The 12,344-nt window shown below is 61.6% G+C and carries 8 protein-coding genes and 1 riboswitch; of the genes, 3 read left to right on the forward strand and 5 right to left on the reverse strand.

Features of this window, described 5'->3' with window-relative positions:
- Positions 1 to 144: 144 nt before the first annotated feature.
- The 5 genes from QNH97_RS23585 to QNH97_RS23605 form a co-directional block, all read right to left on the reverse strand.
- The gene (locus tag QNH97_RS23585) at positions 145 to 2,883 is read right to left on the reverse strand and encodes a winged helix-turn-helix domain-containing protein (RefSeq protein ID WP_283554138.1); all 2,739 of its coding nucleotides are present in this window, start codon (positions 2,881 to 2,883) and stop codon (positions 145 to 147) included.
- A 338-nt stretch (positions 2,884 to 3,221) separates the two neighbouring features.
- Positions 3,222 to 4,586, reverse strand: a complete 1,365-nt coding sequence (locus QNH97_RS23590; protein WP_283554139.1) for a DUF1329 domain-containing protein — start codon at positions 4,584 to 4,586, stop codon at positions 3,222 to 3,224.
- Between the two features lie 25 nt (positions 4,587 to 4,611).
- Entirely contained in the window at positions 4,612 to 6,477 is a 1,866-nt protein-coding gene (locus QNH97_RS23595; RefSeq protein ID WP_283554140.1) for a DUF1302 domain-containing protein, read from the reverse strand.
- 334 nt (positions 6,478 to 6,811) lie between these two features.
- A complete protein-coding gene (locus QNH97_RS23600; RefSeq protein ID WP_283554141.1) occupies positions 6,812 to 8,494 on the reverse strand; it encodes a fatty acid--CoA ligase in 1,683 nt (560 codons plus the stop codon).
- Between the two features lie 144 nt (positions 8,495 to 8,638).
- Complete coding sequence (locus QNH97_RS23605; protein ID WP_283554142.1) at positions 8,639 to 9,268, reverse strand: LysE family translocator; 630 nt, start codon at positions 9,266 to 9,268, stop codon at positions 8,639 to 8,641.
- A 215-nt stretch (positions 9,269 to 9,483) separates the two neighbouring features.
- Here QNH97_RS23605 and QNH97_RS23610 point away from each other — a divergent pair, with 215 nt between their 5' ends.
- From QNH97_RS23610 to QNH97_RS23620, 3 genes are all read left to right on the forward strand, one after another.
- The gene (locus QNH97_RS23610; protein WP_283554143.1) at positions 9,484 to 10,449 is read left to right on the forward strand and encodes a 2-hydroxyacid dehydrogenase; all 966 of its coding nucleotides are present in this window, start codon (positions 9,484 to 9,486) and stop codon (positions 10,447 to 10,449) included.
- Positions 10,450 to 10,482: 33 nt separating this feature from the next.
- Entirely contained in the window at positions 10,483 to 11,481 is a 999-nt protein-coding gene (locus tag QNH97_RS23615; RefSeq protein ID WP_283554144.1) for a methyltransferase, read from the forward strand.
- A 51-nt stretch (positions 11,482 to 11,532) separates the two neighbouring features.
- Positions 11,533 to 11,655, forward strand: a riboswitch (yybP-ykoY riboswitch).
- 89 nt (positions 11,656 to 11,744) lie between these two features.
- On the forward strand, positions 11,745 to 12,329 hold the full coding sequence (locus QNH97_RS23620; protein WP_283554145.1) for a TMEM165/GDT1 family protein: 585 nt from the start codon (positions 11,745 to 11,747) through the stop codon (positions 12,327 to 12,329).
- Positions 12,330 to 12,344 lie beyond the last annotated feature (15 nt).

Here is a 12,344-nt window from a genome sequence, read left to right on the forward strand (position 1 = left end):
CTTGCTCCCGCTGGGGTGCGAAGCGCCCCTGAAACCTTTCGGTGTATCAGGTAAAAATCATGTCTGAAGCTCTTGGGGTTGCTGCGCAACCCAGCGGGAGCAAGCTCCCTCGCCACAGGTTGCTCGGCGGATCAAAAACCTCACTCAGCCCAACAACCCCAACACCTTCGCCCGCGCCACCGCCTGGGTGCGGCGCTCCACGCCGAGTTTGCTGTTGATGTGGCTGGCGTGAGTCTTGACGGTGTGCAGCGAGATGAACAACTGGTCGCTGATTTCCTGGTTCGAACAGCCTAGGGCAATCAACTGCAGCACCGCTCGCTCGCGGCTGCTGAGTGTTTCGACAGGTGCCAATGGGTCGGCCGGTTGAATCGCCGCTGACGGCAGGCGCTCAAGCAGACTTTCGCGCAGGGTGCTGGACGGTGCATGCAGCAATTGCTCGCGCAGCCATTCACGATGTTCTTCGCCCAGCAACCATTCGAAGGGCTGCAACACACCGCCGGTGGCGGCCTCGAATGCCTGGGCCAGTGTCCGGCGGGCTTCGGGTTCGCGCCCGAGGCTCAGCAGCAAGGCGACTTTCTGGTTGAGCGCCATCACGTAGAGCAACTGCCGGTTGGTCTGCTGGCTGTGTTCAAGCAAGGCATTGAGACGCCCTTCAGCCAACATCGGTTGGCCTCGGATTGACTCCAGCAGCGCTTGCTGCAGTTCGACATGCAGCGGCAGGTGCGGGTGGAATTCCGGCGGCGCGGCGGCCTGTTCGCCGGTGTAGGTCTGTCCCAAGCGCAACAACCAGGCTTCGGCCAGGTCAGTGCGGCCTTGGGTCAGCCAAAGTTCGCATTTGACCAGGGTGATCATCGCCAGGTAGTAGATCGGCGGAACGTCCCAGATGTGCATCAGGCGCTCGGCTTCGGCCAGTTCGGCAAAGGCCCGGGCGAATTCGCCGTTGTAGCCTTCGATCCGGGCGATCACGCAATGGCCGATCAACACGCTGATGTCGCGGCAGGCCCGAGCCTCGATGAGGCCGGCCTGCAACCGCGCCAACCCGGCCTGGGGTTGCATGCGCAAGGTCAGCAGGAAGCCCTCGTACAGGATCAACCGCGCCCGCACCGCATAAAGCCGTTGGGGCGACAGTTTGTGCAACCGCTGCAATCCCTGGTGGACTTCATCCAGCGCCCGCAGGATTTCTCCCCGCGCCTGCAATACCCGGGCGCGATCATAATGGGCCAGAGCCTCGAACAGCGGATTACCCACCCGCTGGGCCAGCTCCAGGGAATCACGGTTCAAGCTGCGAGCGCGCCACAAATCGCCGTCGGCTATCGCCAGGTTCGACAGCGTGGACAGGCACATCAAGCGCTGGCCGTAGCGTTTGTGCGGCAAGCTCTCCAGGGCTTCGGTGCAGTAACGCACGGTGGCTTCACGATCGCCGCGACCACGGGCGACAATTCCACTGAGGGCCAGCCATTGGGCAAGCATGGATTTTTGTGCCGTTGCCGAAGGTGCCGGCAGGAAACGACTCAAGTGGGCGGCCAGTTCTTCAGCGGCATCCAGTTGACAAGCCAGCCCCAGCGCCCAGCTGTAAAGCACGATCAACCGCGGGGTGCTGATGAGCAGGCTGTCGGGCAGGTCCATTTTCCAGCGCAGCAGCATGCCGACGTTCTGCTCGGCCAGCAGTTGCTCCTCCGAGAGGTTCTGCACCAGGTTCGCTGCCACGTCCAGGTGCCCGGCCCGCAGGGCCTGTTCCACCGCTTCGTCGATCAAGCCCTGGGCGTTGAACCAGCGACAGGCCCGCAGGTGCAGGGTCGCGGCCGGCACCATGGCCGGCGCACTGGGCCGGCTGCGCAGCAGATCGGAAAACAGGTGGTGGTAACGGTACCAGTGGCCGTGTTCGTCCAGCGGCACCAGGAACACTTGGTGAGCCGCCAGAAACCCCAGGATCTCGGCGCTGTCATGGGCTTCGCGCACGGCATCACAGAGTTCGCTGCAAAAGCGTTCCTGAGAAGCGGTATCGTAAAGAAACGCCTGCACCTCGGCGGGCAGGCAATCGATGACTTCTTCGAGCAGGTAATCGCGAATCAGCCCTTCCCCGCCGTGCAGGGCCTGGGGCAGCAATCCTTCGGTACCGGCTTCGGAGGCGGCCAGCAGCCAGAAGCGCAACCCGGCCACCCAGCCTTCGCTGCGCTGGATCAGGTTTTCCAGGGCCTCCCCACGCAGCGAGCTGCTGTGATGCTGGAGCAGGGTCAGGGCCTCGTCGTGGGTCAGGCGCAAGTCTTGCTCGTTCAGCTCGAGCAATTGCCGCGACAGGCGCAGGCGCGCCAGATGCCAATCCGGACGCTGGCGGCTGGTGACCAACACCAACAAACCGTCGGGCAGGTGATTGAGGAAAAATTGCAGGCAGCGATCCAGCACCGGACTTTGGGCCAGGTGGTAATCGTCGAGCACCAACAGCAAGGGCTTGTGGGGGGATAGATGCATGGACAGTTCGTCCAGCAGACCGTCGAGCCATTCTTCGAAAGCAAAGGGTTGGTGGCGCTGACGCATTTTCAGCAACCCCAGCGCCCGGCCTCCCAACTGCGGAAAAAAGGCCTGGAGCCCGTCGAGCAGCCGCTCCAGAAAACGTCCCGGATCGTTGTCCCTGGCACTGAGTCCCAACCAGAGGCTTTGCCAGTGGGCCGGCAGACCCTGGCAGAACTCCACCGCCAGGGAGCTTTTGCCGAACCCTGCCGGCGCACTCACCAACAGCAACCGGCCGCCGAGCCCCGCGCTCAAACGCTCGCACAACCGCGGTCGCACCACGTGACCATCGGGCAAGGGCGGGCGGTAAAAGCGCCCGTCCTGGACCGCGATGGCTGCGCGGGCAGAATCCGGAAGTGAAGACAGATCAGTCATGGCCGGCTCTTGTTGAAGTGCGGTGGCGGCGTTGCAGATGTCCGCAGACTAGCTGTAAACGAGGAGGTATTGAAGGGAGTGCTACAAATGGCTACAAAAAGGCTACACGTTGATTGCCGCTTTTTGTGGCGAGGGAGCTTGCTCCCGCTGGGTTGCGCAGCAGCCCTAACACAGCGACAGCATTGTGCCTGACACACTGGGAACTCTGATTTGGGGTTGCTTCGCAACCCAGCGGGAGCAAGCTCCCTCTCCACGGGTTTTGTGTTTAGCGCATCCCAAAAAAACGCCCCGAACCAGGTCGGGGCGTTTCTTCGAGGATGCGGCCTCGGTAAAGCGATTTAGCGGATGCCCTCCTGACGCAGTGCGTTCGGGGTGAAGTCGGCCGTGGTGGCGGTGAAGCCGAAGTCGTAGGCTGATTTCTCTTCGTTTTTCATGCCCAGGGCCAGGTAGCGGCCGGACTGCAGGTCGTAGAGGGTTTCCAGGGCGTACCACGGCACTTGCTTGTCGTAGTAGTTCTCGGCATGGGCCTCAGCCACGCGCCACAGCTGGCCACGACCGTCGTAATGGTCGATCACCGCCGCTTGCCAGGTGTCTTCGTCAATGTAGAAGTCACGCTTGGCGTAGATGTGGCGCTGGCCTTCCTTCAGGGTCGCGGTCACGTGCCAGACCCGGCGCAGCTCATAGCGAGTCAGGTCCTGGTTGATGTGGCCGGCCTTGATGATGTCGGCGTACTTGAGCTGCGGAGAATCGATCTTGTAGCTGTTGGAGGCAATGTAAAGCTCTTTCTTGCCTTCCAGCTTCCAGTCGTAGCGGTCCGGCGCACCGTTGTACATGTCCAGGTTGTCGGAGGTACGCAGGCCGTCGGCGGCAGTACCCGGGCCGTCATAGGACACCTGCGGTGCACGGCGCACACGACGCTGGCCGGCGTTGTAGACCCAGGCCGAACGGGGCTCCTTCACCTGATCGAGGGTTTCGTGCACCAGCAGTACGCCCCCGGCCAGGCGCGCCGGCGCGGTCACTTGCTGCTTGAAGTAGAACAGGATGTTGCCAGGGTTGGCCGGATCGAAATCCTTCATCTTGTCGCGGAACACGAACTGGTCCCGGAAGTACACCAGGCTGTAGGAGCCGTTGGGTTGCGGCGTGGCCTGGGTCACCAGGCGCGTCACGCTGCCACCGCGATAACGGGTGATGTGGTTCCAGATCACTTCAACGCCGCTCTGGGGAATCGGGAACGGCACGGCCGTCTCGAAGTTCTCCAGGCCGTTACCGCCGGACACCAGCTTGGTGTTGACCGCGTTTTTCTTGATAGAGGCGAACACCTCATCCGGCACGGTGGCGCCACGATGGGTCGGGTAGACCGGCATCTTGAAGGTTTCCGGGTAGCGCTTGAACATCGCGTACTGGCCCGGGGCGAGCTTAGCCTTGTACTGCTCGACGTTCTGCGCGGTGATGGTGAACAGCGGTTTCTCACTGGCGAACGGGTCGGCGAGGAAGCCCTTGCCGTCCACGGCGGCGGCATTCTTGGCCATGGGTTTCCAGGCCGAAATCGAACCATCGGCATTGCCAGCCATCTCAGCGCCCATCGGCGTCAAGCTCTTGCCCAGTTTGTCAGCCTCGGTAGCAGGCACTGCCGCCATGACGCTGGCGGCCAGCAGGGATAGCCCCAAAATACCGGCCTGCATCAGACTCTTTGTTATTTTCATAGTGTGTCGTCCTGAAATACTGTGCTTAGAAGGTCACGCCGACGCTGAGCGCCAGGAAGTCGCGATCATCCACGGTGCTGAAGTCACCACCAAAGAAGTTGGTGTAAGCCAGGCTCGCGTTGTAGGTGTTCTGATACTCGGCATCCAGCCCGAGGCTGACAGCCTTGCGACCTTCTTCGAAGTTGCCGCCAGGGCCTGGCGAGTAGCCTTTGACGTCATGGGACCAGGCCACGTTGGGCTTGAGGTTCACGCCGGCGAAGACGTCCGGGTATTCCCAGATGGCACGGGCACGGTAGCCCCAGGAAGTGGAGGTGGTGAAGCCGTCATTGTTGCAGTTACTGTTCACGTCGCCGCTGGTCTGGCCGCCACCTGCAGCGGTCGAGCCGTTGAGCGCGGTGCAGAAACCATTTGGCAACTCGCCTGGACCGAACACCGGATCACGGCCGTAGCGAACGTCGGATTTGCTTTCCAGTCCACCCACATGCGTCACGCCAATTTCACCCACCAGGGTCAGACGACTGGCGCCCATGACTTGATCGAGGAAGTGGGTGAAGGTGGTCTGGAACTGGGTGATTTCCTTGCGGCGATAGCCGTGCAGGTCCTGGCCTGGCACACCCGTGAGCAGCGAAGCGTCGTCGAAGGGCCCCCCAGGACCACCGATCGGACGAACGCCGGCGAAAAGAACATCGGTGGTGCTCAGTTGTACCGGAGCATTCGGGCGATAGCTCAGTTCACCGCTCCACGCCGTACCAGTAGGCAAGGTCGTAGAGAAACTCAAGCCATAAAGGCGGATATCTTCTGGATACTCGACAAAATACTGCGAGTTACCCGCTACGATCAGCGGCGCCAGACCGCCAAAGAGTGGTGCGCTGTTGTAGACCGCCTGTGAAGCACCGGTAGCACTGAAAATCGGCGCGCGACTGTGGTAGTTCATGAAGTAGGCACCGAATTCGGTGTCCAGCGGCTCGAACATGTACTTCAAGGACGCGCCCCATTGGCCGCCATCACGGGCATCACGATCAGCACCACGACGGACCAGAACCCCTTCCTCGTTCACATCCACCCCGTTTCCGGCCAGGATCGGCAAGGCGAAGCCAGGGATAGTGGAACGTTTACTCAACACCCGCAGGTTATTGTCACAGCCATCGGCAATCACATCCGGCTGGGAAAAGAACGTCCCGCAGTTATCGACAACAGTCTGATCCCACTCAATTTGGTAGAACGCTTCAGCCGACAGGTTGTCGGTCAGGCTCTGGGACACATAGAACATGTTGACCGGGATCAGACCCTCCTTGACCTCGGCACCGGGACGACGGAACGCAGACACATCGACCGGGTTGATGGAGTTGATGCCACCCTGGATGAAGGTACTTTCACCCCAACTGACCACCTGCTTGCCCAAACGCACCGAGCCTGGCTGATCGGCAATCGCATAGTTGTGGTAGACAAACGCATCGAGAATCTGTCCGCCGGACGACTTGGCGCCTTCCTTGCGGTTGTTGTCACTGATGTCCTTGTACAGGCGGTTTTCGTCCTTGAGCTCAAAGTCGTACCAGTATTTGCCGCGCACAAACACGCCGGTATCGCCGTACTTCAGCTCCAGGTCGTGAATACCCTTGAAGATCTTCGAGAAGGTTTCTCCGCGCTTGAAGTTCAAATGACCGTCATCGGAGGTCTGCGACAGGCCCCGGCCGCCGTTGTTGACGCCGATCAGGTCTTTATTGGCATTGGCCGTCGACCAGCTCGCCCCCACCGACAGGGACGAGTCGAACTGGCCTTCGATTTCACCGATGTTGAAACTGACGCCGAATGCTGGGCCGGCGAGCGAAGAGGCAAGACTGACCGCCAAAGGCAGTTTTGCCCGGCGCCAGAACGTATTTGCTGTGGTCATCGACGCTACTCCATGTGCTTTATTGTTATGGCAGACAGGATTTTCAAAGAACGCTTTCAACGGCTGGAAATGGCATGCCCCGCCTTCCGTTCAAAGTCGCAGCGCCCGTTTAGTACGAGCGTCCCGTTTTTGAAAATTCTTACGCGGACTATATCCAGCAGGGAGTACTGCTTGATCCCTCTAAAGTGTGATTTGTAGCCTCGACCACTCTGGAACAGTCCTTATGCCAGGCCGACAGGTGTCGACACGGCAAGGATGGCTGAAATTTTCGGTTTGACAAGGCAAGCGCTTGCTTGGTGGGGCTGCCGCGCCCTTTCGGGCACGGCAAAAGTGTTTAGAGCGTCGAGAGGAAGGTGCTGTTGTTGCTCTGCCATTCGGTGATGTCGACGCGGATGCGCTTCTTGTCGAGCTTGCCGACGCTGGTCTTGGGAATTTCCGTAACAAGGGCGATCTGGCTCGGGATCGCCCACTTGCTCAGGTGCCCCAGCTCGACGAACGGCTTGAGGTGTTCCTTGAGCTCACGAGCCCCAATCTGATGCCCTTCGCGAATCACCAGCAAGGCAAATGGCCGTTCGCCCCACTGCGGGTCGGGGATGCCTACCACTGCTACTTCGCGTACCGCCACGTGACGACTGATGAGGTCTTCCAGGTCCAGGGAGGAAATCCATTCGCCGCCGGTCTTGATCACATCCTTGATGCGGTCGCGGATGTCGATAAAGCCCATGTTGTCGAGCGTGGCGACGTCACCGGTGTGCAGCCAGCCGCCGGCCCAGAGCTCGGCGCCCTTCTGCGGCTCGTTGAAATAGCCCTCGCTGAGCCACGGCGCACGCAGCACCAGTTCGCCCTGGGTCTCGCCGTCGGCAGGCAGGAAACGGCCCTCGGAGTCGACGATCGCCGCCTCCACCAACGGCCCCGGCACGCCAGCCTTGATCCGGTAGGTGGTGCGTTCGTCTTCGCTGCCGGCCATCAGTTCGTCATTGAGGTGAGCGCAGGACACCAGCGGGCCGGTTTCCGACATGCCATAGGCCGCGGTGAGCTGGATGCCACTGGCCTTGGCCGCGTCGTACAGGCTGCGGTTCAAGGCGCTGCCGCCGATGACGATCTTCCAGCCGCCAAAATCCGTGCCCTGGGCGCCCTTGGCGTTGAGGAGCATTTGCAGGATGGTCGGCACGCAATGGGAAAAGGTGACTTTCTCCTTGCGCCACAACTGGACGAGAAACTCCGGATCGTAGCGGCCAGGATAGACCTGCTTGAGCCCGAGCATGGTCGCCACGTAGGGCAAACCCCAGGCGTGGACATGGAACATCGGCGTGATCGGCATGTACACGTCGTTGGTGCCCAGCAGCCGCACGCTGTCGATGGAGCCCATGATGGTCGCCACGCCCATGGTGTGCAGCACCAGTTGCCGATGGGTGAAGTACACGCCCTTGGGATTACCCGTGGTGCCAGTGGTGTAGAACGTGGTGGCGACGGAGTTTTCGTCGAAATCCAGGAAGTCGTAGACGGGGCTGGCGGCGGCGAGTAGTTGTTCGTATTCACCCACCAGGTTCGGCAAGTCGGCGGTTTTTTCCGGCAGGTCGGTCAGCAGCAGCGTCTTCTGCACCGTGGTCAGGTGCCCGGCGATCGCCTGGTACAAGCCGAGGAACTCACTGTTGACCAGCACGAAGCGGTCCTCGGCGTGGTTCATGGTGTAGAGGATCTGCTCCGGTGACAGGCGCACGTTGATGGTGTGGATCACCGCGCCGATCATCGGGATCGCGAACATGCATTCCAGGTAACGATGGCTGTCCCAGTCCATCACCGCCACGGTATCACCGGCCTTGACCCCGGCCTCGGTCAGCACATTGGCCAGCCGCGCGACCCGTTCGATCAGCGTTGGATAGCTGTAGCGCAACTGGTCACGGTAAATGATCTCGCGGGTTTTCTCGTAACGCGCACCGGACATCAGTAGCCGCTTGATCAGCAGCGGATATTGATAAGCGCCTTCGGCTGGCGGAATAACGCGAGTCTGTAACATAAGAGTCCCTTTTCTGACTGCACGGTCTTGGCTGGAAGTGAGCACTCTAGAGTGCTTATACACGGATCAAATCAGCCAAAGGAATGATTTGATTCGCGCGTAAATACTAGCCTTGAGCCATGTCCGTGCAGCGACAGGGGGCCGTCAATGCATCTCGGTAAACGCCAGTTTCACGCCGATAGCGACCAGTACCGCGCCCATGGTCCGGTCGAACCAATGGCCCATGCGGGCAAACCCGGCGCGCACCCGCTGCTGGCTGAACAGCATGGCCACCAGGCAGAACCAGACCGCCGTCGCGACCGCCAGGTACACACCGTAGCCGGCCTGGATCGCCAACGGTGTATGGGGGTTGATCACCACGGTGAACAGCGAAAGGAAGAACAGCGTTGCCTTGGGGTTCAGGCCATTGGTGACGAAGCCCGAGGTGAATGCGCCGCGGGCGGTACGTTCACCGACCTCTTTGTGCAGGTTTTCCGCCGTCGGCTTGGCCGGTTTCGCGCGCAACGCCTTGAAGCCGATGTACAGCAGGTACGCGGCGGCGGCCCATTTCAGCGCGTTGAACAGCACGATCGACTGGGACACGATCAGGCCAATACCCAGCAGCGAATAGCCAACGTGCAGGAAAATCGCCGTGCCTACGCCCAGCGCCGTCCAGGTCCCGGCACGTCGGCCATGGGTCACGCTTTCACGCACCACCACAGCAAAATCCGGCCCGGGGCTGGCGACGGCCAGCAGATGGATCAGGGCGACGGTGAGGAATTCGGTGAGGTACATGGGGGGCTCCTGGAGGGTAGGTCTTGTTAAGTGAATACCGTGGCGAGGGAGCTTGCTCCCGCTCGACTGCGCAGCAGTCGCTCGCGGTTTATTGGGCCTGCTCGCAGGCCAGCGGGAGCAAGCTCCCTCGCCACGGGTGTTCGGCGCCAGGGCCGCATTCATCTGATAGGCTCGCCACATTACGCCTTCGGATCATCACGGAAAAGGTACAGCTGATGACAAACATCGCCCGCGCAGTTTTTCTCGACCACCCTTCCCTGGACCTTGGCGACCTGGACCTGGGCCCGCTGCGCAAGTGCTTCGGCGAACTGCAATTGTTCGACCGGACCACGCCGGAGCAGGTGGCCGGACGGCTCAAGGGCGCCACGGTGGCGATCACCAATAAAGTCGTGATCGATGCAGCGGCCATGGCCGCCAACCCCGAGCTGAAACTGATCCTGATCAGTGCCACCGGCACCAACAACGTCGACCTGGCCGCCGCGCGTGAGCAGGGCATCACCGTGTGCAATTGCCAGGGCTACGGCACGCCGTCGGTGGCCCAGCACACGATCATGCTGTTGCTGAACCTGGCGACACGCCTGGCCGACTATCAAAAAGCAGTGGCTGAAGGACGTTGGCAGCAGGCCGCGCAGTTCTGCCTGTTGGACTATCCGATTGTCGAACTGCAAGGCAAGACCCTGGGCTTGCTGGGCCACGGTGAACTGGGCAGCGCCGTCGGGCGGTTGGCCGAAGCCTTTGGCATGCGCGTGTTGCTGGGGCAGATTCCCGGGCGCCCTGCCCGCTCCGACCGCTTGCCACTGGATCAGTTGCTGCCGCAAGTCGACGCCCTGACCCTGCACTGCCCGCTCAACGAGCACACCCGACACTTCATCGGCGCCCGGGAGCTGGCGTTGCTCAAGCCGGGTGCCTTCGTGGTCAATACCGCCCGCGGCGGCCTGATCGACGAACAGGCCCTCGCCGAGGCACTGCGCAACGGCCACCTGGGCGGCGCCGCCACCGACGTGTTGAGCGTTGAGCCGCCCACCCAGGGCAACCCATTGTTGGCCGCTGATATTCCCCGGCTGATCGTCACGCCCCACAACGCCTGGGGCAGCCGTGAAGCGAGGCAACGGATCGTCGGCCAAATGAGCGAAAACGCCGAGGGCTTTTTCAGCGGTACAGCACGACGGGTCGTCAGTTGATAAACTGCCGCACTTTTTTTCAAGGAGCAGACCATGGATCCGCGCAGTGAAGTACTGCTTCGTCAGGCCGAGTTATTCCAGGGTTCGGTCTTGCTGGCCGGCCTGCCCGCCGACGATCTGCTCGGCCGTCTGCCGGAGGCCCATGGCTGGTGCTGGCACGCCGGTGACCAGGCCGCGCTGGATGCCCGCTTCCCCGAGCGCAGTCACTTTGGCGTAAACGTACCCGAGCGTGGGTTCGACACCGCCGTGGTGTTCCTGCCCAAGGCCAAGGACCTGACCGATTACATCCTCAATGCCGTGGCGGCGCGCCTGGCCGGTCGCGAGGTGTACCTGGTGGGGGAAAAACGCAGCGGCATCGAAGGCGCGTCCAAGCAGCTCAACCCGCTCGGCAAGCCGCGCAAGCTCGACAGCGCCCGGCATTGCCAGCTGTGGCAAGTCACCGTCGCCAACGCCCCTGAGGCAACGCCTCTGGAAAGCCTGGCCCAGACCTACGAGTTGCCCCTGGTCGAAGGCCCACTGAAGGTCATCAGCCTGCCGGGGGTGTTCAGCCATGGTCGCCTGGATCGCGGCAGTGCACTGCTGTTGGAACACCTGGACAAACTGCCCAGCGGCCATTTGCTGGACTTCGGCTGCGGGGCCGGTGTACTGGGAGCGGCGGTCAAGCGTCGCTACCCGCACAACACCGTCACCCTGTTGGACGTGGATGCATTCGCCGCCGCCAGCAGTCGCCTGACCCTGGCGGCCAACGGCCTGGAAGCCGAGGTGCTGACCGGTGACGGGATCGACGCCGCGCCGATGGGGTTGAGCGCGATTCTGAGCAATCCGCCGTTCCATGTCGGCGTGCACACCGATTACCACGCCACGGAAAACCTGCTGCGAAAAGCGGCCAAACATCTGAAAAACGGCGGCGAACTGCGACTGGTCGCCAACAGCTTCCTCAAGTACCAACCGCTGATCGAGGAGCATTTGGGGGTGTGTGCAATCAAGGCCGAGGGCCAGGGTTTCCGCATCTACCGGGCCAAGCGCGGCTGAAACCTTTTTTAAAAAACAGCACTTGCTCAATCGGATTTGCCTAGGCAGAATCCGCTCCGTCCTAGGGGAGTAGTCTCCCGCGAGCACCCTGCTCGCCCGGCATACGTCAACATACTTGGTCAGCAGACCATGGCGTATGCGGCCCAAGCGTCCACGCAGATGGTCGCTGGGTTTGACAAGACCTATGACACGCACACCTTACCCGGGGCGGGAAGGCTGTACGTGTCATAGCCGTGTCGACCCGCCCCTCTAGGAATCACCTGATGCTGGACTCTCTCCTCGTACCTACCGCTATCGTTGCGCTGGCCGAAATCGGCGACAAGACGCAATTGCTCGCGCTCATTCTTGCGGCTCGCTTTCGCAAACCCTGGCCGATCATCGCCGGCATCGTTGCGGCGACGCTCGCCAACCATGCGGCGGCCGGAGCGGTGGGGGCCTGGGTCGGCAGTATTTTTTCGGATGCGGTCTTGCACTGGATCCTGGCAGCGAGCTTCGCGGCCACGGCGCTGTGGACCCTGGTCCCGGACAAGCTGGACGACGAAGAAGCCAACACCGCTCGCAAGTTCGGGCCGTTCCTGACCACGCTGATCGCGTTCTTCCTCGCGGAAATCGGTGACAAGACGCAGATCGCCACGGTGATGCTCGCGGCGCAATACCCAGAGCTGTGGCTGGTGATCATCGGCACCACCGTGGGCATGCTGATTGCCAACGTGCCGGTGGTACTGGCAGGCAATTTCGCCGCAGAGAAACTGCCCCTGACGCTGATCCGCCGCCTGGCCGCCTCGGCATTTTTCGTCCTGGCGCTCGTCGCGGTGTACAAAGCGATGCAGAGCAGTGGGTGGGTTTGATACCGCGTCATCGTT

Source organism: Pseudomonas sp. G2-4 (genome assembly GCF_030064125.1).
GTDB lineage: Bacteria > Pseudomonadota > Gammaproteobacteria > Pseudomonadales > Pseudomonadaceae > Aquipseudomonas.